25 protein-coding genes and 1 pseudogene are annotated in these 25,309 nt (G+C 41.1%); 18 read left to right on the top strand and 8 right to left on the bottom strand.

Annotation, left to right across the window (positions count from 1 at the left end; genetic code table 11):
* Nucleotides 1-96: 96 nt before the first annotated feature.
* On the top strand, nucleotides 97-645 hold the full coding sequence (locus AAC855_RS13360) for a helix-turn-helix domain-containing protein (RefSeq protein ID WP_340610255.1): 549 nt from the start codon (nucleotides 97-99) through the stop codon (nucleotides 643-645).
* A 51-nt stretch (nucleotides 646-696) separates the two neighbouring features.
* Here the strand turns inward: AAC855_RS13360 and pyk are convergent, their stop codons facing one another.
* Entirely contained in the window at nucleotides 697-2,139 is a 1,443-nt protein-coding gene (gene pyk / locus AAC855_RS13355; protein ID WP_340610253.1) for a pyruvate kinase, read from the bottom strand.
* A 185-nt stretch (nucleotides 2,140-2,324) separates the two neighbouring features.
* Nucleotides 2,325-3,173, bottom strand: a complete 849-nt coding sequence (locus AAC855_RS13350) for a MurR/RpiR family transcriptional regulator (RefSeq protein WP_340610251.1) — start codon at nucleotides 3,171-3,173, stop codon at nucleotides 2,325-2,327.
* Nucleotides 3,174-3,566: 393 nt separating this feature from the next.
* Between AAC855_RS13350 and zwf the strand changes: the two genes are divergently transcribed.
* The 3 genes from zwf (at nucleotide 3,567) to mdtI (ending at nucleotide 6,218) form a co-directional block, all read left to right on the top strand.
* On the top strand, nucleotides 3,567-5,042 hold the full coding sequence (gene zwf / locus AAC855_RS13345) for a glucose-6-phosphate dehydrogenase (RefSeq protein ID WP_340610249.1): 1,476 nt from the start codon (nucleotides 3,567-3,569) through the stop codon (nucleotides 5,040-5,042).
* A 485-nt stretch (nucleotides 5,043-5,527) separates the two neighbouring features.
* A complete protein-coding gene (gene mdtJ, locus AAC855_RS13340; RefSeq protein WP_340610247.1) occupies nucleotides 5,528-5,884 on the top strand; it encodes a multidrug/spermidine efflux SMR transporter subunit MdtJ in 357 nt (118 codons plus the stop codon).
* 1 nt (nucleotide 5,885) lies between these two features.
* The gene (gene mdtI, locus AAC855_RS13335) at nucleotides 5,886-6,218 is read left to right on the top strand and encodes a multidrug/spermidine efflux SMR transporter subunit MdtI (RefSeq protein WP_340610245.1); all 333 of its coding nucleotides are present in this window, start codon (nucleotides 5,886-5,888) and stop codon (nucleotides 6,216-6,218) included.
* 94 nt (nucleotides 6,219-6,312) lie between these two features.
* On the opposite strand, the gene AAC855_RS13330 is transcribed toward mdtI, so the two are convergent.
* Entirely contained in the window at nucleotides 6,313-6,657 is a 345-nt protein-coding gene (locus AAC855_RS13330; protein ID WP_340610243.1) for a RidA family protein, read from the bottom strand.
* Nucleotides 6,658-7,059: 402 nt separating this feature from the next.
* Between AAC855_RS13330 and AAC855_RS13325 the strand changes: the two genes are divergently transcribed.
* The 3 genes from AAC855_RS13325 (at nucleotide 7,060) to AAC855_RS13315 (ending at nucleotide 10,538) form a co-directional block, all read left to right on the top strand.
* Complete coding sequence (locus tag AAC855_RS13325) at nucleotides 7,060-8,976, top strand: DNA repair helicase YoaA (protein ID WP_340610241.1); 1,917 nt, start codon at nucleotides 7,060-7,062, stop codon at nucleotides 8,974-8,976.
* Nucleotides 8,977-9,040: 64 nt separating this feature from the next.
* On the top strand, nucleotides 9,041-9,736 hold the full coding sequence (tsaB, locus tag AAC855_RS13320) for a tRNA (adenosine(37)-N6)-threonylcarbamoyltransferase complex dimerization subunit type 1 TsaB (protein ID WP_340610239.1): 696 nt from the start codon (nucleotides 9,041-9,043) through the stop codon (nucleotides 9,734-9,736).
* 205 nt (nucleotides 9,737-9,941) lie between these two features.
* Nucleotides 9,942-10,538: a Slp family lipoprotein gene (locus tag AAC855_RS13315; protein WP_340610237.1), complete on the top strand. Its 597-nt coding sequence runs from the start codon at nucleotides 9,942-9,944 to the stop codon at nucleotides 10,536-10,538.
* A 50-nt stretch (nucleotides 10,539-10,588) separates the two neighbouring features.
* Here the strand turns inward: AAC855_RS13315 and AAC855_RS13310 are convergent, their stop codons facing one another.
* A complete protein-coding gene (locus tag AAC855_RS13310; protein WP_340610235.1) occupies nucleotides 10,589-11,755 on the bottom strand; it encodes an MFS transporter in 1,167 nt (388 codons plus the stop codon).
* A gap of 634 nt (nucleotides 11,756-12,389) precedes the next feature.
* On the opposite strand from AAC855_RS13310, the gene fadD reads away from it, so the two are divergent.
* The 3 genes from fadD to rnd all read left to right on the top strand — a co-directional run bounded on the left by fadD (nucleotide 12,390) and on the right by rnd (nucleotide 16,872).
* Nucleotides 12,390-14,066, top strand: a complete 1,677-nt coding sequence (gene fadD / locus AAC855_RS13305) for a long-chain-fatty-acid--CoA ligase FadD (protein WP_340610233.1) — start codon at nucleotides 12,390-12,392, stop codon at nucleotides 14,064-14,066.
* Between the two features lie 470 nt (nucleotides 14,067-14,536).
* Nucleotides 14,537-15,304, top strand: a complete 768-nt coding sequence (locus AAC855_RS13300; protein WP_340610231.1) for a Thoeris anti-defense Tad2 family protein — start codon at nucleotides 14,537-14,539, stop codon at nucleotides 15,302-15,304.
* A gap of 407 nt (nucleotides 15,305-15,711) precedes the next feature.
* The gene (rnd, locus tag AAC855_RS13295) at nucleotides 15,712-16,872 is read left to right on the top strand and encodes a ribonuclease D (protein ID WP_340610230.1); all 1,161 of its coding nucleotides are present in this window, start codon (nucleotides 15,712-15,714) and stop codon (nucleotides 16,870-16,872) included.
* A gap of 92 nt (nucleotides 16,873-16,964) precedes the next feature.
* Here rnd and minE read toward each other — a convergent pair whose 3' ends face one another.
* From minE to minC, 3 genes are read right to left on the bottom strand one after another with little or no spacing between them, the layout of a single operon-like run.
* Nucleotides 16,965-17,234: a cell division topological specificity factor MinE gene (gene minE / locus AAC855_RS13290; protein WP_340610229.1), complete on the bottom strand. Its 270-nt coding sequence runs from the start codon at nucleotides 17,232-17,234 to the stop codon at nucleotides 16,965-16,967.
* Between the two features lie 3 nt (nucleotides 17,235-17,237).
* Entirely contained in the window at nucleotides 17,238-18,050 is an 813-nt protein-coding gene (minD, locus tag AAC855_RS13285; protein WP_340610227.1) for a septum site-determining protein MinD, read from the bottom strand.
* Between the two features lie 23 nt (nucleotides 18,051-18,073).
* Complete coding sequence (minC, locus tag AAC855_RS13280) at nucleotides 18,074-18,757, bottom strand: septum site-determining protein MinC (RefSeq protein WP_340610225.1); 684 nt, start codon at nucleotides 18,755-18,757, stop codon at nucleotides 18,074-18,076.
* A 134-nt stretch (nucleotides 18,758-18,891) separates the two neighbouring features.
* Here minC and AAC855_RS13275 point away from each other — a divergent pair, with 134 nt between their 5' ends.
* The 6 genes from AAC855_RS13275 to AAC855_RS13250 all read left to right on the top strand — a co-directional run bounded on the left by AAC855_RS13275 (nucleotide 18,892) and on the right by AAC855_RS13250 (nucleotide 23,096).
* Nucleotides 18,892-19,164: a YcgL domain-containing protein gene (locus tag AAC855_RS13275; RefSeq protein ID WP_340610369.1), complete on the top strand. Its 273-nt coding sequence runs from the start codon at nucleotides 18,892-18,894 to the stop codon at nucleotides 19,162-19,164.
* 63 nt (nucleotides 19,165-19,227) lie between these two features.
* The gene (locus tag AAC855_RS13270; protein WP_340610223.1) at nucleotides 19,228-20,313 is read left to right on the top strand and encodes a lytic murein transglycosylase; all 1,086 of its coding nucleotides are present in this window, start codon (nucleotides 19,228-19,230) and stop codon (nucleotides 20,311-20,313) included.
* Between the two features lie 48 nt (nucleotides 20,314-20,361).
* Nucleotides 20,362-21,018, top strand: a complete 657-nt coding sequence (locus tag AAC855_RS13265; RefSeq protein ID WP_340610221.1) for a fumarylacetoacetate hydrolase family protein — start codon at nucleotides 20,362-20,364, stop codon at nucleotides 21,016-21,018.
* A gap of 18 nt (nucleotides 21,019-21,036) precedes the next feature.
* Nucleotides 21,037-21,474 (top strand): YcgN family cysteine cluster protein, encoded by a 438-nt coding sequence (locus AAC855_RS13260; RefSeq protein ID WP_340610368.1) that lies wholly within the window; start codon nucleotides 21,037-21,039, stop codon nucleotides 21,472-21,474.
* 505 nt (nucleotides 21,475-21,979) lie between these two features.
* Nucleotides 21,980-22,249, top strand: coding sequence for a hypothetical protein (locus AAC855_RS13255; RefSeq protein WP_340610219.1), 270 nt, complete (start codon nucleotides 21,980-21,982; stop codon nucleotides 22,247-22,249).
* Between the two features lie 565 nt (nucleotides 22,250-22,814).
* Nucleotides 22,815-23,096: a phage tail fiber protein gene (locus AAC855_RS13250; RefSeq protein ID WP_340610217.1), complete on the top strand. Its 282-nt coding sequence runs from the start codon at nucleotides 22,815-22,817 to the stop codon at nucleotides 23,094-23,096.
* Between the two features lie 86 nt (nucleotides 23,097-23,182).
* Here AAC855_RS13250 and AAC855_RS13245 read toward each other — a convergent pair whose 3' ends face one another.
* Nucleotides 23,183-23,548: a LecA/PA-IL family lectin gene (locus AAC855_RS13245; protein ID WP_340610215.1), complete on the bottom strand. Its 366-nt coding sequence runs from the start codon at nucleotides 23,546-23,548 to the stop codon at nucleotides 23,183-23,185.
* A 999-nt stretch (nucleotides 23,549-24,547) separates the two neighbouring features.
* On the opposite strand from AAC855_RS13245, the gene AAC855_RS13240 reads away from it, so the two are divergent.
* Together AAC855_RS13240 and AAC855_RS13235 are read left to right on the top strand one after the other, a co-directional pair.
* Complete coding sequence (locus AAC855_RS13240) at nucleotides 24,548-24,724, top strand: hypothetical protein (protein ID WP_340610213.1); 177 nt, start codon at nucleotides 24,548-24,550, stop codon at nucleotides 24,722-24,724.
* 4 nt (nucleotides 24,725-24,728) lie between these two features.
* Nucleotides 24,729-25,309 (top strand): annotated as a pseudogene (locus AAC855_RS13235) (phage baseplate protein); the annotation flags it as partial.

The raw sequence follows: 25,309 nt of genomic DNA, 5'->3' as shown, positions 1-25,309 counted from the left end.
ACCCATATCGAACAAAATTACATTATAATGAACAGAATTAAAACGTAGGTCAAGATGAACATTTTGTTCATTAAAATGAACAACGGAGCAGCGATAATGACACAGCCAATCAGCATAATTGCGAAGAGTTTAGTTCGTGAACGTGCACGAAGCGGCCTTTCACTGACGGAAGTAGCACGGCGGGCGGGCATTGCCAAATCTACACTTTCACAGTTGGAAGCAGGGAATGGAAATCCCAGTCTTGAAACGCTCTGGGCATTGTGTGTGGCATTAAATATTCCTTTTGCCCGTTTGCTGGAACCTCAAAGTAATAAAACGCAGGTGATCCGACGTGGTGAAGGAACTAAAGTCACGGCTGAACAGGCAAACTATCAGGCAACTTTATTGGCAACCTGTCCACCGGGCGCTCGTCGCGATATCTATTTGCTGATGACTCAACCGGGAGCCGATCGCCTTTCAGAACCGCATCCAACCGGTTCGGTAGAGCATATTATTGTTACGAAAGGGCGGGCATTGGTGGGGCTAACAGAAGCCCCGGAAGAATTAAGTGAAGGCGATTACATCTGTTATCCGGCAGATCAGGAGCATATATTTAAGGCACTGGAGCCGGATACACAGGCGATATTAGTCGCCGAACAGAATTAATCTTATTTTTTTATTCTGCGCGTTTCTGAGCGCGCAGAATAAGCATTTGCATTACTCGACTTCAAGCACTCGGCAAGTATTGGTACTGCCGATAGTCCCCATCTGATCCCCCTGAGTGACCAGCACTAAATCGCCGGAAGCTAAGTAACCTTTGTCGCGCAGGCGGCTGACTGCTTCACTCGCCGCGGCGATACCATCAATGTGGCTGCTACAATAAACCGGTGTGACACCACGGTATAATGCAGTACGGTTCAGCGTCGATTCATGGCGTGACATAGAGAAAATAGGCAGGCCGGAGCTGATACGTGACATCATACGTGCTGTACGACCTGATTCAGTCATGGCAATAATGGCTTTGACGCCTTTCAGGTGATTAGCTGCATACATGGCTGACATTGAGATAGCTTCTTCAATGCTGTCAAATGTAATATCCATTCGATGCTTGGATGCATTGATCCCCGGCATTTTTTCTGCTCCAAGGCAGACTTGAGCCATTGCAGCAACCGTCTCCGCAGGATATTGACCCGCCGCTGTTTCCGCAGACAGCATAACCGCATCAGTACCATCAAGGACGGCATTAGCAACATCCATCACTTCGGCTCGAGTTGGCATTGGGTTAGTAATCATCGACTCCATCATCTGAGTTGCTGTGATTACGACACGATTCAGTTGGCGGGCACGACGAATAAGTTTTTTCTGGACGCCAACTAATTCAGGGTCGCCGATTTCAACACCCAAATCGCCACGGGCTACCATGACCACATCAGATGCCAGAATAATCTCATCGATAATTTCATCACTGCTGACTGCTTCAGCACGCTCTACTTTGGCTACAATTTGTGTTTCGCAGCCAGCGTCCCGTGCCAATCGGCGGGCATAATTTAGATCTTCACCGGAGCGGGGGAAAGATACCGCGAGATAATCAACGCCGATTTTTGCGGCAGTAATGATATCTTCTTTATCTTTTTCTGTCAGTGCTTCGGCAGATAAGCCGCCACCCTGTTTATTAATACCTTTGTTATTGGAAAGCGGGCCGCCTACAGTCACTTCTGTAAATACTTTCATGCCCTGCACATCAAGCACTTTTAATTGAACTCGTCCATCATCCAGCAACAGAATATTGCCGGTTGTAACATCTGATGGCAGACCTTTGTAATCAATACCGACTTTTTCTTTATCGCCTTCCCCTTTTCCTAAATTAGCATCAAGCAGGAATTTATCCCCGATATTGAGAAATATTTTTCCTTCTTTAAACGTCGAGATGCGTATTTTAGGGCCTTGTAGATCACCAAGGATAGCGACATGACACCCCAACCGGGCGGCTATTTCTCGTACTTTATTTGCGCGTAGGATATGATCTTCTGCTGTACCATGAGAAAAATTAAGGCGGACAACATTGGCTCCCGCATTGATCACTTTCTCTAAATTATTGTCACGATCTGTAGCAGGACCGAGTGTAGTGACGATTTTAGTTCTTCTGAGCCGTCTGGACATGTATTACTCCGTTGACCTGTAAAGTATGGATGCTTGATTACCGTGAGATAACCATACAACTTTTTTGATTATCAACCCCGCAATATGTGTAATATGCATGATATTGACGGGGATAAACTTTCCATTATGCTATCAGGCTGGAGAGTTGATAAATAGTGAACAAAAACACAGTCTATTTTTATGCTTTAGTCGTGCTTATCAAACCGCGAATTGCGTAATGCTTCCTTGACTTTCTTCAAGTTATCTCTGAATTTTGAACCTCTGCGTAATGTAAAACCCGTTGCCAGCACATCAATGATGGTAAGTTGAGCAATCCGGGAAACCATTGGCATATAAATATCGGTATCTTCGGGAACATCCAGCAGAATAGAGAGAGTGGCTTCCTGTGCCAGCAGTGAATCAGTTGAAGTGATGGCAATAACGGTTGCGTCATTTTCACGGGCGAGTCTGGCAAGCTCCACCAGATTTTTAGTTCTTCCTGTATGGGAAATCAGCACGACAACATCACCTTCGGTACTGTTGATACAACTCATCCGCTGCATAACAATATCATCAAAATAGCTGACCGGAATGTTAAAGCGGAAAAATTTGTTCATGGCATCATGTGCGACAGCAGCAGAAGCGCCCAGACCAAAAAAAGAGAGTTTTCTTGCCTGTGTCAGCAGGTCAACAGCACGGTTAATGGTTGTGATATCCAGATTACTCTTGACTGTTTCCAGATTAGCCATCACCGATTCAAAAATTTTATTGGTATAAGAAGTGACACTGTCACTTTCTTCCACATTGCGATTTACATAAGGGGTGCCATTCGCCAGACTTTGTGCCAAATGCAGTTTAAAATCAGGAAAACCTTTGGTATTCAGGCGACGGCAAAAACGATTAACCGTAGGTTCACTGACATTCGCCATTTTTGCCAGAGTAGCGATACTTGAATGAATGGCCGTATTGGGTGAATCGAGAATGACCTGCGCAACCTTTTTCTCTGACTTACTCAAAACATCAAGGCTATTTTGGAGCCGTTCCAGTGTGTTCATAAGACGCAGTTAAACCTCGGTTTTAACGATTTCATTAACAGGGGAAATCTATGTAATTTTCGTGAAAATATACTACTTGTTATTGAAAGCTGGCAGAGGTAAAAGTCAATAACTTGATATTTTTCATGAAAATATGACAAACATCTAACTTTCAACTTGGTAAGATTACTTCTTACTCGTAGTAAATTTTCACCTGATTACCACTTTTCGATGCAAATATCATTCATAATACAAGATGAAATGTAAAAATTTATGCACAGTAAGTCAGATAGTAAGATTCATGCAGGCCATCATGATCTAGGAATGAAGTATTTACTGCATATAACCAAAAGAGTACATTACCTGCAATTTCTGTAAAAAAATTACAATATCCCGTAATTGAGGAGATGCAACATGGCGGTGACGTCTACAGCTCAGGCTTGTGATTTGGTGATTTTTGGGGCGAAAGGAGACTTAGCACGCCGGAAATTAATGCCTTCCCTTTACCAACTGGAGAAAGCAGGTTATATCCATCAGGATACCCGTATTATCGGGGTTGGTCGTGCTGACTGGGATAAAAAAGCCTATACAAAATTGGTTGAAGAAGCATTAACGACATTTATGTCCGAAAAACTGGACCCGGAATTATGGAAGAAACTCAGTTCGCGTCTGGAATTCTGTAATCTGGATGTCAACGAGACGGAGCATTTCTCTCGGCTAGCGAAAATTCTCAATCAGAATAAATTACCTGCCATTCATTACTTCGCTATGCCTCCAAGTACATTTGGCTCGGTCTGCCATGGGTTGGGTGTTGCGGGATTGAATAAAGAACCCAATCGTGTCGTGATGGAAAAACCATTGGGTACAGATCTTGCCTCTTCTCGTGCTATCAATGATGAAGTAGCAAAATATTTCAGTGAAAATCAGATTTATCGTATCGACCATTATCTGGGTAAAGAAACCGTACTGAACCTGCTGGCGTTGCGTTTTGCTAACTCTTTATTTGTTAATAACTGGGATCATCGCACAATAGATCATGTGCAAATTACGGTTGCTGAAGAGGTTGGTATCGAAGGGCGCTGGGGGTATTTCGATCAGGCTGGTCAGATGCGGGATATGATCCAGAATCATTTGCTGCAAATCCTGACCATGATTGCTATGTCACCTCCGTCTGATTTGTCCGCAGATCGTATTCGTGACGAAAAAGTTAAAGTGCTGCGCTCGTTGCGCCGGATTGACCACACCAACGTACGGGAAAAAACAGTCCGCGGGCAATATACCGCCGGATTTGTGCATGGTAAAAAGGTTCCGGGGTATCTGGAAGAAGAAGGGGCAAACAAGGCCAGCAAAACGGAATCTTTTGTTTCGGTTCGTGTCGATATTGATGACTGGCGTTGGTCGGGTGTGCCTTTCTATCTGAGAACGGGTAAACGTTTGCCGGCGAAATGCTCTGAGGTTGTGGTTTATTTTAAAGAGCCTGCATTAAATCTGTTTGCTGGCTCTTATCAGCAGTTACCTCAGAATAAGCTGACTATCCGTTTACAGCCAGATGAAGGTATTGATATTGAAGTGCTGAATAAAGCACCGGGGCTGGAGCACAAGCACCGTTTACAGACAACAAAACTTGATCTGAGTTTCTCTGAAACATTCAATCAAACCCACCTTGCTGATGCTTATGAACGCCTGCTGCTGGAAGCTATGCGCGGTATTCAGGCACTGTTCGTTCGTCGGGATGAAGTAGAAGAAGCCTGGAAATGGGTTGATTCCATTATGGAAGCATGGGCGGCGGATAACGAGCCACCAAAACCTTATCAGGCAGGAACTTGGGGGCCAGTTGCCTCTATCGCGATGATCACCCGTGATGGGCGCTCATGGAATGAGTTTGAGTAATTAATTGGCTTAAATCTGGCCGCGTTAGCGGTCAGATCCTGCCTGAATTCCTTGTTTATACATACAAAGGAAGGTGAAAGAGATAGAAACGATGCGATTGTGTTTATTGTTTGAATATGCTAAAAATATAGCGCAATCAGTTACACCACTAATATGAGGGTTCGTAGTATATTACACAGTGATTATCGTGTGATGAAAGAATAAAACATCATGAATAGCGCCAAAAGCGTAAAAATCCAACGTAGTACCAAAATTCAAAGCAATACCCACGTCTTATTTCTCTCAGCGATTTTATCCAGTGAACATTACTGGTGCGGTGCACTTTAGCCCCTTTTTCTCCTGCTAACCGGCTTGTTCCGGAAAATTCTAACAATTTTTTAGTCAATTATTAGTCAGCTAATTATTTGCTAAAGATCAGACTCTTTTGATATCGCATTATTAGGTGATGTTTTGGCATACCTATTCGGTATGTTTGGGAGAGAAAAATGATTTATTGGATATTTCTTGCACTGGCGATTGTGACAGAGGTTATTGGTACGCTGTCCATGAAGCAAGCCAGTATTTCAGGTGATTTCACCGGTATGTTTGTGATGTATTTCATGATTACAATGTCTTATATTTTATTGGCAATAGCGGTTAAAAAAGTTGCTTTGGGTGTCGCTTATGCCTTATGGGAAGGGATCGGCATCCTGTTTATTACAGCGTTTAGTGTGTTGTGGTTTGATGAATCATTGTCACCGATGAAAGTAGGTGGGTTGTCATTGCTAATAATGGGTATTGCACTTATCAAAGCAGGTGCAAAAAAAGCACCAAAACTCCAGATGAAAGAGAAGGAGGCATAATATGCTGGCACATTTTGAATGGTGGCATATCGCTTTTCTGATTCTGGCTGTTTGTTTAGAAATTGTGGCAAATATTTTGTTGAAAATTTCCAATGGATTCCAGCGCTTCTGGATTGGTATCTTATCGCTGGTGGCTGTTTTAGGCGCATTCAGCGCACTGGCACAAGCGGTAAAAGGTATTGAACTTTCCATTGCATATGCGCTTTGGGGGGCATTCGGAATTATTGCTACAGTTACGGCGGGTTGGATTATGTTTAACCAGCGTCTGAATTTTAAGGGATGGGGAGGAATTGTATTATTGCTGATTGGTATGGTTATGATCAAAATGGCATAAATTCAGCTTAAACCTGAAAGCTAAAATGGCATTGAATAAGTGAACAATGTTCAATGCCATAAATTTTATTTCAGTATTAGAACAATACTAGAACTTAACAAGCTGCAATAATTTTAATTTCCACTTTGTATTTTGGATGCATCAGTTCGGCCTGAACAGTACAACGTACAGGAGCATTGCCTGCAACAACCCAGTCATCCCAAGCGGCATTCATACCTGCAAAGTCGGCTTTATCGGCCAGAAAAATTGTTGCATCAATGATTTTACTTTTATCTGAACCCAGACGTTGCAACATCGCATCAATGTCAGCCAGTGTATTGGTGGTTTGCTCTGTGATATCACCATCCAGATTTTCCGGCACACTGGTATAATAAATGGTGTCGTTGTGGATAACAGCTTCTGACCAGCGGGTATCTGGGTCAATGCGTTCAATAGTCATTTAATTTCCTGTTGATTTGTACGATTTTCATCCTGAATTGGCGGATTATTGCCCCCTGTAAAAGGTCTATGGAAATAAACCCATAGTACATCTTATCCTGATAGGGGATGTTCATTATTGTGATGTCATAACCTGTTGTCCAGTTCCGTCTGCAAGCTATTTATTATCATCATTCACAGGAATATCTCAGGCAGTCATGTTTGCGAGAGTCGTTTGAAATTAAAGCTAATATTTATCCATTTCCTGAGTGATCAAAGAGGGGCAGCTAGCACATATTGTCATTTTGCCCTGTGAATCTGCAGACTAGCGGCATTTTTAGATAAAATGAATTATCCTGATCTTAACTTCTATGTTTATATAATGATTTTTAAATCAATCTTATTTTATTAAAAGAGACGATCTGTGTCAGACGATTTTGCAGAAAATGGCATACTTGCCAAAACTATACAGGGCTTTAAACCCCGTGATGCGCAACGGGAAATGTCTTCTGCGATTACTGCGGCAATTCAAAATAAGCAACAGCTAGTGGTAGAAGCAGGGACAGGAACGGGGAAAACTTTTGCCTATCTGGTACCTGCATTGCGGTCAGGTAAGAAAGTGATTATTTCCACGGGCTCAAAGGCGTTACAGGATCAACTCTATAGTCGGGATTTGCCTGCTATTACTGATTCGCTGGCATTTTCCGGTCGTCTGGCACTGCTAAAAGGGCGTTCAAATTATTTATGCCTTGAGCGCCTTGAGCAGCAATCAATCGGCGGTTCTCAACTTGAGCCAGAAACACTCTCAGAAATAATTACGCTGAAAAATTGGTCGTCACAAACCGAAGATGGTGATATCAGTACTTGCCATAAAATTGCGGAAGACAGCGCTGTCTGGCCATTGGTAACAAGCACTAATGATAACTGCCTTGGTCGTGACTGCCCGAATTATCAGGAGTGTTTTGTCCTGAAAGCCCGCCGTAGAGCGATGGAAGCAGATATTGTCATCGTCAATCATCATTTGTTTATGGCGGATGCGGTTGTCAAAGATACCGGATTCGGTGAATTAATCCCGCAGGCGGAAGTGATGATTTTTGATGAGGCGCACCAAATTCCTGATATCGCCAGCCAATATTTTGGGCAGCAGTTAAGTAGCCGCCAATTACTGGATTTGTCCCGGGATATCATCATGGCTTATCGTACAGAACTCAGGGATCAGGCTCAGTTACAGAAAAGTGCAGATCGTCTGAGTCAGAGTACGCAGGATTTTCGTTTATCACTAGGTGAAAACAGTTACCGTGGTAATCTCCGTGAAGCCTTGCAGCAGCAACATATTAAACGGGTATTGGTGCGGCTGGATGATGCGCTGGAGCTTTGTTATGACGTCATGAAATTGTCACTGGGTCGTTCAATAATGCTGGATGCGGCTTTTGAACGGGCTACAATCTATCGTAACCGCCTTAAAAGACTGATTGATGTGACTGTGCCTGATTATAGTTACTGGTTTGAAAGTTATGGGCGGCATTTTCTGTTGGCATTAACGCCTCTGTCAGTTTCTGATAAATTCAGTGAAATGATCCGTGAACAATCCGGTTGTTGGGTTTTTACATCAGCAACGTTGTCAGTTAATGAACAACTTGAACATTTCACTGCACGTCTGGGGTTAAAACAGGCTCAGACTTTGCTCCTTCCCAGCCCGTTTGATTATCAGCGTCAAATGTTGTTGTGTGTCCCTCGTCATTTACCATTACCTAATCAGAATGGTGGGGCGAAATGGTTAGCGGGTATGTTAAAACCGCTGATCGAAAGTAATAAAGGGCGCTGTTTTTTCCTGTGTACTTCCCATCAAATGATGCGCAGTCTGGCTGAAGAATTCCGTGCAAGTATGACATTACCCGTATTGGTACAAGGTGAGACCAGTAAGGGAAAATTATTATCACAATTTCTCGCAGCAGGTAATGCTTTGCTGGTGGCTACCGGAAGTTTTTGGGAAGGCGTGGATGTGCGAGGTGATGCACTATCCTGTGTCATTATCGATAAATTACCCTTTACAGCGCCGGATGATCCGCTACTTAAAGCGAGAATTGAAGACTGTCAGCATAAAGGAGGCGATGCTTTCAGTGAGGTTCAGCTTCCTGATGCTGTACTCAGCCTGAAACAGGGAGTAGGGCGTTTGATTCGTGATGTTGATGATTATGGCGTGGTAGTCATTTGTGATAATCGATTAGTCATGCGCCCTTATGGTGAAGTTTTTCTCAATAGCCTGCCTCCATCTCCCCGTACGCGGGATCTGTCGAAAGCGGCGGAATTTCTTAAATCCCGTCAATCACAGTCGCAGTAAAATCTCTGGGGGTATGATAGTATAACCCCCTTATTTCGAATTCTATTCTTGCCGGAGTTAAGGCATGTCCACACGGATTTTAGCTATTGATACTGCAACTGAAGCATGTTCTGTTGCACTTTGGAATGATGGTCTCATCGAGGCACAGTTTGAAATTTCCCCACGGGAACATACCCAACGTATTCTGCCTATGGTGGAGTCGGTATTGTCCAAAGGTGGTATGAAGTTACAACAATTGGATGCACTGGCATTTGGCAGAGGGCCGGGCAGTTTTACAGGTGTGCGTATTGGAGTAGGGATTGCTCAGGGGCTGGCATTAGGTGCTGAGCTGCCAATGATTGGTGTTTCTTCCCTGAAGACGATGGCTCAGGGAGTATTCCGTCTTAAAAATGTATCGAATGTCTTGGTTGCCATTGATGCCCGTATGGGCGAAGTGTATTGGGCACAGTATACCCGTGATGAACAGGGTAAGTGGTCAGGTGAAGAAACTGAATCTGTGTTAAAACCTGAGCAGGCACAGGCCATCATGTCTAATTTAACAGGGGAATGGGCAATCGCTGGAACGGGATGGGAAGCTTATCCTCAATTACTGGAAAGCCACTTAAGTCTCATTCCCGGAGATATGGTGTTACCTCATGCTGAAGATATGCTGCCGTTAGCAGATCAGATGTGGAAAGAGGGGGAGGCAACTGCTGTTGAGCTGGCAGAGCCCGTTTATCTACGTAATGAAGTCACATGGAAAAAATTACCAGGCCGTTAAAATTGTTCGGGAAACTTTAGGGGCGAAAGTTGCATAAATTTAATGCAACTTGTAGCGGAAACGAGTGTCCATGAAATATTGATATCCATAAAAACAGAACTGGCTATACCCGCCGTCTTTCAGGTTGAATCTTAGCCAAAGAAGAGGCAATCTGAAGACGAAGAAGTCGCGTTCTCTGATTTTTCCTGTATGGGAGGTATTTAATATGCTCAATGGGACATACTGCCGGATTATATTGCAATCCATTGTATTTATAGGGGCAATGGTGCTTATCGGTTGTGCATCAGTTCCGGATTCAATAAAAGGAGCGACTAAACACCCGGAGGAAAATCTGATTAGTGTCAAAAACAAACCCGGTTTATATATTGGGCATGAAGGGCGCTTTGGTGGAAAAGTCCTGAGTGTCTTAAATGAAAAAGGGCGGACACGGTTAGAAATTTCAACAATGCCATTGGCAAGTAATGCCGCTCCTCTTATTGGTGCTCCTTCACTCGGTCGGCTTTATGCTTATGTGAATTCTTTTCTGGAACCCACTGATTTCAAGAATCATTATGTGACTGTTGTCGGTTTGATTACGGGAATAGAAAAAGGAAAAGTCGGTGATAGCCCATATAACTATGTTGTGATGAATGTTAATGGTTTTAAGCGCTGGCATGAAATAAAACGTATTTCATTACCATCTTCAGTGGGGAATATGTGGGGTTATTATGGTGACCCCTATTTTAATGAATGGACAGAACGCCCAGAAATTCGATCTGCGCCTGTTGAAACTATCTTGACTGGGAAACATTCGGCCGAATGATAAAGGTGGTCTCATGTTTGAAATAAATATGAGGCCATTTTAAATAAGAATTAAATTTTATTACGACAAGATTGGAATCGTAAAGAAAAATATATTATCAACAAAGCAACAGTAAAGATCATGAAGACATAAATTAACTGATGAAAATCAGTCAGATGAAATAAATCAAAGCACAACATAAATACACCGGTGAAACTCATTTTTAATGCACCCTGTAAGGCACTGGCAGCACCTTTGTTGTTAGTCACATTTTCCATACATAAAATCAATGATAAAGGAGCAGTAACACCTGAGGTTGTAGCTAATAAAAAAGAAAATATCATAATAGTAACAGGTGTTTCTAAGCTTAGTAATGAGAAGAAAATAAGAATTAAGCTATAAAATATGAGTGATAGTAGATAGAGTATTTTAGACGTTATTCTTATAAATTGCCTTCCTAACAACCATGATCCAAAAATAATCCCGGAAGAATAAATAATGAAGAATAGACTATTTTCTATCGGGCTATAGCCAAGGTTATGGAAAATATAAGGCGAAGTAGCATAATAGCCTATTGTAAAAGAAAATATGAGTGATGATGCAATGCTGAATGCAATAAATTGTATGTTTTTTGTTAATTGGATATATGGGGTCAGGAGCGCTGTTGGTTTTGGTTCTTTTTTTCTCGTTTCACCCATTGTAAGTAAGACGATAATTAAGCCAATAAAATAAATAACAGCCAGTGTAAAAAAAGATATATGCCAGTTATATTTTATTTGTAGCCAGCCTCCAAATACAGGGGCAAGAGCCGGAGATAGTTGGCTGGACATTGAAAAATAAGAAAATGCTTTTTTTAGTTTTATATTATCCTGAAAGACATCAACAATAATAGCCCTTGAGATAACAGTAAAACTAGCTGCACCAAATGCTGTAATTATTCTGGATAAATAGAGATGGCTGATTTTTTCGCTATAGCCTGATAAAAACAACCCAACAATAGAAATGATAAACCCTATGACAACAGCAGGTTTTCTGCCATAGTGATCACTGATACTGCCATAAAAAAACTGAGAAATACCCAGTATTGCCATATAAACGACAATTAAATTTTTTATGCTTTCTTGTGAAGCGTTGAATTCTTTTAAGATAAAAGGTAGCGAAGGGTTAAAAAAATCAACAGCCATTAAACCAATAACGAGTAAAAAGCATGAAAAAAGAATTGTTTTTTGTTCGTTCATTCAAATACCTTTATTTCTACCGACTCGTACATATAAAAATTATTTCTGATGGCAAAATACCCGTTTGATGCAGCAGGGCTATCCATTAATAAAATGACTTTACTCTAATGTAGTGAAAAAATTATCAATACAACATAAACAATATTGAAGCGTTTATTGGGTATAAGATAGATAAAGATGTATACAACATGGATTTCAGAATGTGTTGTGGTGGCAAGGGCGTTCATCCTCGGGAGCCTAGTTAACGCATCATTCTGTTTAAACATTAGCCACAGATATGCGAATAATCCTTAATAATTATCGGGTATTGGTTTACAATTTTTATAACTATTTGGAATAATGATATGGGCTTTCGGCAAAAATAACTAAATCAGTGTATAATTAGTGAATTATACATCTAAATACTAGTTATGGTCTTAACTATTTGATAAATAATAAAAACGTATGGGCGGCATAAGCTGCCTTATTTTTTAGCAGCGATAATGAAGTATTAAATTAGTGATGTGTATCGCCAACCTGAACAATGTTCCTTTCCAAACTGGTACGCTGAGTTAATAATTTGTTAAATACACAGGTCTGGTTTTTGTTTCATGGTCAATGGTTACACAGCAATTAGATTTCAGGAGTACTTAACTTGGAAAAAGTCTGGCTAAAACATTATCCGGCGGATGTTCCGGCAGAAATCGATCCCGATCGTTATTCATCATTGATTGAAATGTTTGAAAATGCCGTGGCGAACTATGCTGATCAGGTCGCATTTATTAATATGGGTGAGGTTCTCACTTTCCGCAAACTCGAGGAGCGTAGTCGCGCCTTTGCTGCTTATTTACAAAATGGATTGGGGCTTAAAAAAGGCGATCGTGTGGCATTAATGATGCCGAATCTGCTGCAATATCCCATTGCTCTCTTTGGTATTCTGCGTGCGGGAATGATTGTCGTTAATGTAAACCCACTGTATACCCCGCGAGAATTGGAGCATCAACTTAATGACAGCGGTACTTCGGCTATCGTTATTGTCTCTAATTTCGCCCATACCTTAGAAAAAGTAGTTTTTAATACTCCGGTCAAGCATGTCATTCTGACTCGCATGGGTGACCAGTTATCCCGTCCAAAAGGGACTCTTGTAGATTTCGTCGTAAAATATATTAAACGGCTTGTTCCGAAATACCATTTGCCGGATGCAATTTCATTTCGCAGCGTTATCCACAAGGGTTATCGCATGCAGTATGTCAAACCAGAGGTAAATAACGAGGATTTGGCATTTCTGCAATATACCGGAGGTACAACAGGCGTGGCAAAAGGCGCTATGCTAACCCACCGGAATATGTTAGCGAACCTTGAGCAGGTAAAAACCAGTTATGCATCGTTATTACGCCCCAGACAAGAATTGGTTGTTACAGCGTTGCCGCTATACCATATTTTTGCTCTCACTATAAATTGTCTGCTGTTCACTGAATTGGGGGGGCGGAATTTATTGATTACCAACCCGCGGGATGTGAACTCAACGGTTAAAGAACTTTCCCGTTATAAGTTTACTGCATTGTCTGGTGTTAATACGTTATTTAATGCCTGGATGAACAATGCGGAGTTCCAGAAACTGGATTTTTCTGCATTACGTCTGGCTGTCGGTGGTGGTATGGCAGTGCAGAGCGCCGTTGCAGATAAGTGGCAAAAACTGACAGGCTGCCATTTACTCGAAGGATATGGCCTGACTGAGTGCGCACCTTTAGTGTCTGCCAACCCATATAATCTGGATCATCATAGTGGCAGTATTGGTTTCCCGATTCCTTCAACAGATATTAGGCTGGTGGATGAGAGTGGGAATGAGGTTCCTATGGGAGAGGCTGGTGAAATGTGGGTTCACGGGCCTCAGGTAATGAAAGGTTACTGGAACCGTCCTGATGCAACAGCGGAAGTATTAAAAGACGGTTGGCTGGCAACAGGGGATATTGCCAATTTAGATGAAAAAGGCTTCCTGCATATTGTTGATCGGAAAAAAGATATGATTCTGGTTTCCGGTTTCAATGTCTATCCGAATGAAGTGGAAGATGTTGTTTCATCACATCCAAAAGTGTTGGAGTCAGCGGCAATCGGCGTTCCGAACAAAAATTCAGGGGAAACGGTTAAGATCTTTGTTGTGCGTAAAGATCCGAGTTTAACTGAGGATGAACTTAAAACACACTGCCGCCGCTATTTGACCGCCTATAAGGTGCCGAAAATTATCGAATTCCGTGATGAATTACCGAAATCGAATGTAGGTAAAATTCTTCGTAAAGAGTTACGTAAAGAAGAAATAGAAAAAGCAGAATAATAGCTTAGAGTGATTTTACAAAGGCTATGTTAATTGCTTATTACATCAACAACGCCGGTTTTTACCGGCGTTGTTGTATGCTGATATTTCAATTTTGAAATTAAAGAGTTGTAACTTATTCAAAAAGGATTTTGTGTAGTAATTACTTTTTTTGTATTAAATTTAAGCAAAATTCAGGTTGTCATAAGCCATGAAGATATCCCCTGTTTTATATTCAAAACCCTCAGGAAATAGTTACTATCTGGCTAAGGGCAGATCTGGCATGTCCCAGCACTAAACTTCAAATATACAACTCATTTAATCAGCCACTCGATAAACAAGCATATCTTATAATACACCACACTATTTAAATGCGTATTGATTCTGTTACAGGTTATTCAATTGAGATAAAAATTCGCCCTAAGTAATATTGACTAGCTAGTTAGCAGTAGGATGAAATTACCTTTAACGAATAATAAAGTGAGGTGTTTATGTCTGAAGTTAATAAGCTGGATAATAAACAATGTCCATTTGATCTTGATAAATATCAGATGAAGATTGATAACCTTGCTCCAGAAGGCTCTCTGCCGTGGGCAATCATTCAGGTGTATAAAGGAAAGGTAGTCGCTCGTAGTGAATGGGAAGCACCTGAAGAGTATATAGCGCTGACAGTTAAAAATCCTGACAGTGCCGCTCATATTGTTAAACACGATAAATATGGCATGTCAGATTGGGTACCTATGCAGGAAGAATTGATGGCTTGTGATTGGAAGTTGCAGGAGTTAACACCAAAGCCACAGCAAGCTGATTGTATGTTGTCATTTTATCTTGTGGTAGGAACTGGCTCTTTTTCTAACAAGGAGCAGATGTGGGGTTATCTTGCTGATGCTGAATTTGAACCTATGGGTGAACATCTGGGGCCTTTCGGTACTTTGAGTAATTTCCAGAATAAAACTGATATCACAAAATTCTCATTACTCGTCTGGGATGGAAAGCAACAGAAGATTTTTATCCGAGCCTCTTCTGATAACAATCAACAAGGCTATCAGAAAATGGTGGAATTATTTAAGAAAAGCCTCACGATAAATGTAAACGATACCGCTTATCAATTGGGTGGGAGTATTGATAGCTATTTATATGGTAAGCATGAATTTGAGTTTATTGGCGAGTATGGTAACGATAATGCTCAAAGATTGGGTAATCTTCTGCAACACCAAAATGCAGGTGATTTATTTCCTTATTGCTTCAACTGGAAATAGCTTGCCTGAACCTACATTATGTATTTTAGGCTACGCTTCAGTGTGGCCTTTTTCGTATTTTTAGTAATCAAGATAAATAGTTCTTCAAAATGATAGGAGTATCCCTTACCCCGCGTGTCACGCGGGGTAAGGGATACCGCATGCGGATACTCTCACTATTATGAAAAGGTATATAGAGTTTACAACTCAGAGTGATCTGGCTGGGGTAAGGCTTATCTCCTTAACAGGCGCTTTAAAAGGTTTTCCTGATATTCCTTGGTGTAACTTTTGCAAAGTTGTGGTAAGTGGAGGGTATGTTTAATACTATAGAAACAGCTACCTGAGTAAAGAATATTTAGAGATTTTTCTGTGTGTACATAATTGTGTGCATGTTTATGTTTTAATAGTATATATGGTTATATAAGACAATGTATTTAAAGGATACTTTCCTAAATAATTGTAATTATCAGTTGATTACCTCCGATGCCCAGTTACAGTCCATCTGTGATCGGGCCAAACAACATGCAAAAATTGCGTTGGATACAGAATTTGTACGCACAAGGACATATTATCCCCAATTAGGCTTGATTCAACTGTTTGATGGGGAAGAACTTTCCCTGATTGATCCCCTTGAAATTTCTCAGTGGCAACCTTTGCGCGAGTTATTGACTGATCCGAACGTCGTAAAATTCATTCATGCTGGTAGTGAGGATTTGGAAGTTTTCTGGAACAGCTTTCAGTGCATGCCGACTCCGATCATAGATACTCAGGTATTGGCGGCGTTTGTTGGGCATCCATTGTCGTGCGGATTTGCAACATTGGTTTCAGAATATTTACATGTAGAGCTGGATAAAAGTGAATCGCGTACCGATTGGCTGGCTCGCCCGCTCAGCGAAAAACAGTGTAAATATGCTGCAGCGGATGTTTATTATCTCTTGCCTCTGGCTGATATACTGATGACTGCCACAGAGCAGGCGGGTTATCTGGATGCAGCCAAAGATGAAAGTGAACTGATTGTCCAGCGTCGTAAAGAGATTCTAATGCCGGAGTCTGCATATAAAGATATCAGTAATGCCAACCAACTACGTCCGAGGCAATTGGCCTGTTTAAAAAAACTGGCTGCATGGCGTTTGAATCAGGCTCGTGAGCGGGATTTGGCGGTTAACTTTGTTATTCGTGAAGAAAACTTGTGGCAGGTGGCGCGTTATATGCCAACTTCACTGGGCGAATTGGATGCTTTGGGTTTAAGTGGGCAAGAGATTCGTTGCCATGGGCGTCGGTTACTGGCAATGGTAGCAGAATGCCGGGATCTTTCGGATGAAGAATGCCCTGAATTAATTAAAAACTTAGTTGATTACCCTGAGTACCGTAAAGCATTTAAAGAAATAAAATCACTGATAAATAAGGTCAGTGAATCACACCAGTTTTGTGCTGAATTATTGGCATCCCGTCGTCAGATTAACCAATTACTCAGTGCACACTGGAAATTGAAATCGTCAGAAAATCTACCTGAATTATTACGGGGTTGGCGGAATAAACTATTGGCTGAACAAATTGCTGAAATATTAGCTGAATATTCAGTTCAGTGATTCATTTGTCTTAACTGAAGTCGGGATGTCTATACATCCCGATTATTTTTTGGAAATCACACGCTTAAATTAAATAGCGCTATTTGATAGCGTTATTTTGACGATTCCTCAATCTCCGGTAATGTTACATTGAGTTCCAGTACGGAGATATCATCATTCTTTTGCTCAAACTGTACAGAAAGCATATCCGGGTCAATTTGTACATATTTACAGATGACAGCCAGAATATCGCGTTTCATTTCGGGCAAATAGGCAGGCTCAGCATCACCACGGCGCCGCTCTGCCACGATGATTTGCAGCCGTTCCTTGGCAATATTGGCTGTCGACTTTTTTCTCGACAGGAAGAAATCTAACAAAGCCATGCGTTACCCTCCAAACAGGCGTTTCAAAAAGCCCTTTTTTTCTTCCTCAATGTAGCGGAAAGGCCGCTCTTCACCGAGTAAACGTAAAACTGTGTCTTCGTATGCCTTACCTGCATCAGATTCTTTATCCAGAATAACAGGCTCTCCCTGGTTTGAAGAGCGCAAAACAGACTGATCTTCAGGAATGACACCGATTAAAGGAATACACAAAATTTCCAGAACATCTTCCATGCTCAGCATATCCCCACGGTTCACACGGCCGGGATTATAACGGGTCAGTAAAAGATGCTCTTTGATAGGTTCTTCACCTTGTTCGGCCCGACGTGATTTAGACGCGAGAATACCTAAAATTCGATCCGAATCGCGGACAGATGAAACTTCCGGGTTTGTTGTAATAATAGCTTCATCGGCAAAATAGAGAGCCATCAAGGCACCACTTTCAATACCTGCTGGTGAATCACAGACAATAAACTCAAACCCTTGTTGAGTTAACTCATTCAGGATTTTTTCGACACCATCGCGGGTGAGGGCATCTTTATCCCGAGTCTGAGAAGCAGGCAGAATATATAAATTCTCTGTGCGCTTATCTTTTATCAGCGCTTGATTTAATGTAGCATCACCTTGGATCACGTTAACGAAGTCAAAAACCACACGGCGCTCACATCCCATTATGAGATCGAGATTACGCAGCCCGATATCAAAATCAATGACTACGGTTTTTTTCCCTTTTTGTGCGAGGCCGGTAGCAATGGCCGCGCTTGAAGTGGTTTTGCCAACGCCACCTTTACCAGATGTAACAACAATAATGCGTGCCATGAAGCGATTCCTTGTTATAAGGGCTAGATTAAGGTTTCAATAGTTAATTCATTATTTACCAAACGTAATTTCACCGCTTTACCAGCAAAATTATCTGGAATTTCATCACTGAGCCAATATTGACCGGCAATAGAGGTTAGCTCAGCATTTAAATGGGTGCAGAAAATCTGGCTTTCTTGATCGCCAGATGCGCCTGCTAATACACGCCCACGTAGCACGCCATATATATGAATATTTCCGTCAGCGATTAATTCTGCACCAGCACTGACATTACTGGTCACAATAAGATCACTATTCGGAGCATAAATTCTTTGTCCTGAACGAACAGGCGTATTAATTATACGAGTTTTTTTGAAAATAGGTTCAGGTGGCTTATTTTCTTCAGTACGAATTTTCTGGCTTTTCCCTTCTTTTAATAAAGGAAGTTCAGATTCCAGCACAATTTTCCGCTGTGCTTCATCCTGACAGCCGCTGATGCCAACAATACGCAGCCCGCTAGATTCAACCACACGGTGTAGAGCAAGAAGGTCTGCACTAGCAGGGAGATGGGATATGTTGATAACAACCGGAGCATTTTTCAAAAATTCGGGCGCCTGCTCCAATTTTTCCTGTATGGCCTTTTGAATGACTTCCGGCTGGTCATCATGCAAATGAACGACCGAAAGCGTAAAATTACTGCCTTTTAGCTCAATTGGCGATTGTGACATCGATATTCAGACTCAGCAAGGTTAAGTTCCATGGAACAACTCCAAGGATACGTTATTCTTAAATATAATAAGCATGTTATAGTTACTGAATTATTCAAGCAAGTCGCAGTGTTAATTAAAAAGAGTTTATGACGATGATTTGTGTAATCTATAGAAGTCCAAAACGTGAACAAACATATCTCTACCTTACAAAAAAAGGAGATTTTTCCTCTGTTCCCGAAGAGTTATTGAAAGCTTTTGGCGAGCCACAATTCGCTATGATGATTTCGTTATCAGAAAGAAAAAAATTAGCTAATGCTGATATTGAAAAAGTAAAAGCGGCATTGGCTGAACAGGGTTTTTATTTACAGGTTCCCCCTCCCGTTGAAAGTTTAATCAATGAACATCTGGCAGCAGCCAAATCATGAAAAAAATCGTCATACAATTAGAGCCACGGAGAGTGGCTTGATCCTGAATTAAGAGGATGATTTATGAAATTCATCATCAAGGTGCCTTTATTATTGAGTGTAATACTGCTGGCCGGGTGTAGTTCGCCCAATAGGAAAACACTGCAGGATTCAGGGTTGACGGTTTTATCTCAAGTCGATGTTAAGGTACTGGAACAGCAGTTTCCACGCGCCTCACGTGAACCATCACAGTTTCCTGCTTATGTCGCTTTAGTAAGGCAGCAGGCGAGGAAACAGGGGTTCAGTGAGGAAACCATAAAACGGGCATTTGCTGATATACACTTTATTCCACGGGTTATTAAATCGGATCGTAATCAGCCAGAGAAAAAAGCAACTCTGGATGAGTATCTGAAACGTGTTTTGCCGGACTGGAAAATAAAACAGGGCGTTGAACAATATCAGAATAACTCCCTGCAATTAGAAAGGGTCAGCCGCAAATATGGCATCCCTGAATCTTATATTGTCGCCTTATGGGGATTGGAAAGTGGATTTGGCCGTATTCAGGGGCAGGAAGATGTCATATCCGCATTGTCTACACTTGCTTTTGAAGGGCGGCGGGAAGATTTTTTTATCAAACAACTTCTGGCCGCTCTTGAGATTATAGAGAAAAGATACATTGACGCAGACCAGACTCTGAAAGGCTCTTGGGCCGGAGCGATGGGGCAGAGCCAATTTATGCCGACTTCGTATCTGACTTATGCTGCAGATGGTAATGGTGACGGAAAGATCGATATCTGGAATAACAAGGAAGATGTTTTTGCATCCACTGCGAATTACCTTCATAAAGAAGGTTGGCAGAAAGGGTTACCGTGGGGTTTTACCGTTTCATTGCCGGCTAATTTTGATAAAGCGCTGGAAGGCGTTAAAGTGGAGCAGGGTAAATCGATTTCACAATGGCAGTCACTGGGTGTTTTTTCTCCTGAATTTGCACAATTACCCGCTAAAACTCATGGTTGGATTATCATCACTGATGGGGGCGAACCGCAGGCGTTTTGGGTGACGCAAAATTTCCGTACTATTATGCATTGGAATCGTTCTTACTATTTTGCCCTCAGTGTTGGTATGATGGCTGACGGTATCGAACAGAGAATACATCATCTCACTCATTAAATATCAGAGCCTGAGTAATCAGGCTGATAACAGCTAAGGAAGAGTACTATGTACCAGCATAGAGACTGGCAGGGGGCACTGCTGGATTTTCCTGCTAATAAAGTTGTTTGCGTTGGCAGTAACTACGAGAAGCATATTAAAGAGATGGGTTCTGGTATCACTCACGAGCCAGTGATATTTATTAAACCCGAAACTGCGCTTTGTGATTTGTGCCAACCTATATCCATCCCGGAAAAATTGGGGGCAGTGCATCATGAAGTAGAGCTGGCGGTTTTAATCGGTTCGACACTTAAAAATGCCCATGAGGAACGGGTCAGCAACGCCATTGCTGGTTTTGCCGTTGCTTTGGATCTGACCCTGCGCGATTTACAGCGTGAATTTAAACAATCTGGCCAGCCGTGGGAGAAGAGTAAAGCATTTGATGGTTCATGCCCGATCTCAGGTTTTATTCCGGTTAATATCTTTGAAGATCCACAAAACGTCCATCTTTCTCTGGCAGTCAATGGCGAATTACGCCAAAACGGCAATACGCGTGACATGCGAACGCCAATCATCCCCTTGATTAGCTACATGTCACAATTTTTTACCCTGCGTCCCGGTGACATTATTCTGACCGGAACACCTGAGGGGGTAGGGGCTTTGAAATCTGGTGATGTTCTGAACGTCTCTCTTAATGAACGCGTTTTAACCACCAGAGTGATTTAATGATGAGGAATGGCAGTAATTATGTCTCAACCTTTCTGGCAGATGAAAACCTTGGAACAAATGACCGATCAGGAGTGGGAAGCCCTGTGTGATGGTTGTGGTCAGTGTTGTCTGCACAAACTGATGGACGAAGACACTGATGAAATTTATTTCACCAATGTCGCCTGTAATCAACTGAATATCAAAACCTGCCAATGCAGAAATTATGAAGATCGTTTCAGTTATGAACCTGACTGCATAAAACTGACTCGTGAAAACATGGTGACTTTTGAGTGGTTGCCCACAACCTGTGCTTATCGCCTGATTGAAGAAGGAAAAGGCCTTTTGCCCTGGCATCCGCTAGTCAGCGGTTCAAAATCAGCTATGCACGCAGAACGTATTTCTGTCAGGCATATTGCTGTGCGTGAGGTTGACGTGGTGGACTGGGAAGACCATATCTTGAATAAGCCTGAGTAGGCATTTTACTTATTGATATAAAAGGGAATTTATATCATAGGGTAGATACTTGGGGCATAGATGGGGCATTACTGCTAAAGTTAGCATTTAAGATGTTTAGTTGATTTTGGTTATTATCACTAATCCATTTACCATAAATTTGATAAACCATTCCACGTAGTTGCAAATGATCTTGGAGAATAACAATCACCGTTTTTGAAGTCCGTTTATTCTATTTCGACAGTGTATTCTTGTGATAATTTACTGAAAAAATAAGCGGTGAATATTTTTCATTATACTAATTCAACTTCAATATACGTGTTATATCTCCCTGCGTCGTGGGGAGATATAAGAACTCACCTCATATTACCTGTTGTAACTTGAAGTTTATCGAATATAAATTTATTTTCTATTTATGATCTCCTGATTTATTACTTTACTGTTTTGGGTGTACAAAATTTGATGATTTAAAAAAATACATTAGGAGTAGTATTTAAAAACCATTTCTAAAAAATAGAGGTGATATATGGTATGGGTAGTTGATGACGAACGTGCCGAATGGGCAAAAATACCACGTGCTGCCGAAAATAAATATGATGAATGGGTAAGAATTATAGTAGAAAGTAATAGATCTCCAAGTGATGCTGCACGTGATATAGGCGACTCCAATTTTAAAATGTTGAGTGGTACAACGGAACTATACACGATCAGACTTAGTCAGAAGCACAGAGTTTTATTTACAATAGATAATGCCAATGAAGTAGTCAGGGTTCTTCAGGTGGGTGGGCATACTTAGTAATGTTGGCTACTTATAAAAATCCGCTGTCGGGGTGAGGTTCTCCGGTATGTATATGCAATCTATGTGGACGCATCCCGTTTGCAAGACAAAAATCATTAAACCACATCAATTAGGATGCAGTGTAGGTGAGTTGAAAAGGGAGGTTGGAACACTTCCACCTCCCTCAGTTTTATGATGAACAAGCTCCTCCTGGATACAATGTGCATACAAGTTGGCAGTCCCTATATTCTGGGCTATTAGGAGCGTACCTATCTGAACAAATATTAGCATAAGTCTGCATAGAGGCTAAAAGAGTCGTGCCAGCCACTAGGCAAAGAAGAACGTATTTTCTCAAAGATATCCTCCACATCGGTTACATCATTACTATCAAAAAAAGCTGGTAAATTTATTAACGCCATCACACCGTAACAACAAGCGAATAATTCTTAACAATCAGTTAACGCTTGAAACTAAAGCTAATATTTTTTTACTCATTTCCTGAGTGGTTAAAGGAATACCCAAGCCATCACAACCGTGATGGTTTTTTATATCTGAATTTCACCGCGCATTTGATTTTCAGGAAATGGTCACTGCCGTTCAAAACAAGATGAATAAGGACGGCAGTATCACGATTGAAAGCTTCCTCCGTCAGCATAGTCACTTATCGGAATACTTTCAGAACAAGCGAATAAAAGAAATTGTTAACAGGGAGAAAGTGTACTATCAGGATGATGAACTGTGCGGTATTTCCGAAGGCTGTCGTTTGGATGTCTGCGTCCAGATGCCGGAGAATTCAGTGAGAAATATGAAGCAGAAGATGGTAGAAGTTACCACGGATAGCGAACAGACTGAGCAGATGGCGTAATGGCGTAATGGCGTAATGGCGTAATGGCGTAATGGCGTAATGGCGTGATTAACCCGCGGAAAATAGCGGGTTACAATCTTAATTATTTATTTTATTTCTTGGAGAGGAGAATAACGGGATTCTATTTTAACGTTGACATAAAAGTCGCCGGAATTATCTTCATAATGGGTATCTAAAAATAAAAGAGTTAACTCTCCATCTGTGGGAATGGTTCTATGAAGTACACCATTGCCAATTTCATAGGTCTTATCACCAATTTTTGCAGCTAAAGCACCTCCCGGAGGATTAGGTGGAACCCCTTGAGGGGCAGACCAAGGGTTCGGACGGTTATCATTAGCATACTGCACCCATCCTGACGCAATAACAGAGATCACATCCCCTTTTTTGAGTACAAGCCCTGTGGGTTGACCTTGTTGAAGTTTTCCAGACACAGTTCCAGACCAATCATACATAGCATTACCTCCAATATATTTTTATAACTTTCTGAGGGAGATGTTTTTCCACCAATGAATATCAATAAATGGATTCATCAGTAATGGAGAACATACTTTATTTTTTAGTGCAGTGGGTAGGCTACATGTTTTAGTTCTAGGATGACATGGAATAACTGGCAGGAAATTAATGAAATTTATATGGCTATTGATAAGAATGAATGTATAGCAAGCTCTACAGCGACAATTAATTAAAAAACAATCTGGTATGGTTAGACTTATTATAGGTTAAGGTTTTTGAATTAGATTGATTAGAGCATCCATTATATTTTTCACATGGATTTTAGTCATTAATAAGGTCTCAATCTTTATGTAGACAATGGGGGGGTATATATTGGCGCTCATAATGAAATAGATTTACCAGTGGGATATCTAACATTCAATAGGATAAAATTTGATAATAATATATTAATTCAACTTTAATATGTGTGTTATATTGCCCATCATAACTTGAAGCCATAGGAAACTATTCAGGTCAGTATGATTGCCCATGTATAATAAACTCACAGTTAGGGTTGTGGGGGAAGTAACACCATCTATTTATGATGATAGAGCAGCGCTAATCAAAATACAGAATATTACAATTAATCTATTTTCCATAAAGATAACGTAGCTAGAGTGTTTTTAATCACTCTTGTCAAAATATCATTAATGATATTATTCCAGAATTAATCTTAATCACAATAGCTCTCCTTTTAATAAAGTGCATTAATTATAAATACCCGATCGTATTTCATTAAATATCACTGACGGAATAAAATTTATTAATATCTTATATTTTATGCTTCTGTTATAAAAGTATGGCCGTAGAAAATGCTTATACTACGGATAGAAAGAGAAACTCATCAAAATAGACTTTCCGTGTTGTTAAACCTGATAAATGATGTTTACAGGCGGAGAAGTATCAACCGCCTTCATATTACATTAACAATGTATTTGTTGATTAAATGAGGGTTACAAATGAATACTCAAGATAATAAGCCGGTTCAGACGACGAAGAAAGATGATGTGCTCCCTGATATTCCAATCGGGGAAAAACAGACTGTCACACTAAACCAAGCTGAAAACAGTGTCAGTAATATCTTTGGCTTTGGCTATTCACATGCCAATTTCTTTAACAGCCATTTCGGAGCTTAATACCATGACAAAACAATTTAAAGTTCCTTTTGCCACTCAAGGGGACAAGGTTTCTATACCTGACGAAGCCCAATCAATTGGTGCTGTCTCGTATGCTCAAGGTTACGGTTCTGCATACGAGCGTGACCCCAACGAAGATGCCACTGCAAGGAATATTGAACGTAAAAAAATGAATGGCATTTTTCACGATATTACGGAAGCGGTGGGTGAGATTCAGACTTTTGGTGCATCGCAGTGGGCAGTTGAAGGCCAGCCTTATCCTCTGCGTGGGTTGGTTTACCATAAACAAAAACTCTGGCAATCCCGCATTGATAACAACAAGGAAGAGCCAAAAGCAGGAAATGCCTGGGTGGAGTTAAAAGCTGATCTGACTGCCGATGATGTGGGAGCTTATAGTAAAGCAGAATCTGATGGGCGATACGAATCTAAAGGGGTGAGTTATACAAAAGGAGAATCTGATGGACGATACGAATCTAAAGGAGTGAGTTACACAAAAGGAGAATCTGATGGACGATACGAATCTAAAGGAGTGAGTTATACAAAAGGAGAATCTGATGGACGATACGAATCTAAAGGAGTGAGTTA

It is taken from the genome of Xenorhabdus bharatensis, assembly GCF_037996705.1.
Lineage (GTDB): Bacteria > Pseudomonadota > Gammaproteobacteria > Enterobacterales > Enterobacteriaceae > Xenorhabdus > Xenorhabdus bharatensis.
Note: the sequence above shows the minus strand (reverse complement) of the source record. Positions and strands in the feature narration are given on the sequence as shown.

Coding starts and splice junctions, on each gene's coding strand:
- mdtJ (WP_340610247.1), top strand. CDS start 5,528: ATGATTTATTGGATATTTCTTGCACTGGCGATTGTGACAGAGGTTATT.
- mdtI (WP_340610245.1), top strand. CDS start 5,886: ATGCTGGCACATTTTGAATGGTGGCATATCGCTTTTCTGATTCTGGCT.
- minD (WP_340610227.1), bottom strand. CDS start 18,050: ATGGCACGCATTATTGTTGTTACATCTGGTAAAGGTGGCGTTGGCAAA.
- AAC855_RS13330 (WP_340610243.1), bottom strand. CDS start 6,657: ATGACTATTGAACGCATTGACCCAGATACCCGCTGGTCAGAAGCTGTT.
- AAC855_RS13275 (WP_340610369.1), top strand. CDS start 18,892: ATGATTTGTGTAATCTATAGAAGTCCAAAACGTGAACAAACATATCTC.
- minE (WP_340610229.1), bottom strand. CDS start 17,234: ATGGCTTTGTTAGATTTCTTCCTGTCGAGAAAAAAGTCGACAGCCAAT.
- AAC855_RS13240 (WP_340610213.1), top strand. CDS start 24,548: ATGAATACTCAAGATAATAAGCCGGTTCAGACGACGAAGAAAGATGAT.
- tsaB (WP_340610239.1), top strand. CDS start 9,041: ATGTCCACACGGATTTTAGCTATTGATACTGCAACTGAAGCATGTTCT.
- AAC855_RS13245 (WP_340610215.1), bottom strand. CDS start 23,548: ATGTATGATTGGTCTGGAACTGTGTCTGGAAAACTTCAACAAGGTCAA.
- AAC855_RS13270 (WP_340610223.1), top strand. CDS start 19,228: ATGAAATTCATCATCAAGGTGCCTTTATTATTGAGTGTAATACTGCTG.
- AAC855_RS13300 (WP_340610231.1), top strand. CDS start 14,537: ATGTCTGAAGTTAATAAGCTGGATAATAAACAATGTCCATTTGATCTT.
- minC (WP_340610225.1), bottom strand. CDS start 18,757: ATGTCACAATCGCCAATTGAGCTAAAAGGCAGTAATTTTACGCTTTCG.
- AAC855_RS13350 (WP_340610251.1), bottom strand. CDS start 3,173: ATGAACACACTGGAACGGCTCCAAAATAGCCTTGATGTTTTGAGTAAG.
- AAC855_RS13255 (WP_340610219.1), top strand. CDS start 21,980: ATGGTATGGGTAGTTGATGACGAACGTGCCGAATGGGCAAAAATACCA.
- AAC855_RS13315 (WP_340610237.1), top strand. CDS start 9,942: ATGCTCAATGGGACATACTGCCGGATTATATTGCAATCCATTGTATTT.
- zwf (WP_340610249.1), top strand. CDS start 3,567: ATGGCGGTGACGTCTACAGCTCAGGCTTGTGATTTGGTGATTTTTGGG.
- rnd (WP_340610230.1), top strand. CDS start 15,712: ATGTATTTAAAGGATACTTTCCTAAATAATTGTAATTATCAGTTGATT.
- pyk (WP_340610253.1), bottom strand. CDS start 2,139: ATGTCCAGACGGCTCAGAAGAACTAAAATCGTCACTACACTCGGTCCT.
- AAC855_RS13310 (WP_340610235.1), bottom strand. CDS start 11,755: ATGAACGAACAAAAAACAATTCTTTTTTCATGCTTTTTACTCGTTATT.
- AAC855_RS13265 (WP_340610221.1), top strand. CDS start 20,362: ATGTACCAGCATAGAGACTGGCAGGGGGCACTGCTGGATTTTCCTGCT.
- AAC855_RS13250 (WP_340610217.1), top strand. CDS start 22,815: ATGGTCACTGCCGTTCAAAACAAGATGAATAAGGACGGCAGTATCACG.
- AAC855_RS13360 (WP_340610255.1), top strand. CDS start 97: ATGACACAGCCAATCAGCATAATTGCGAAGAGTTTAGTTCGTGAACGT.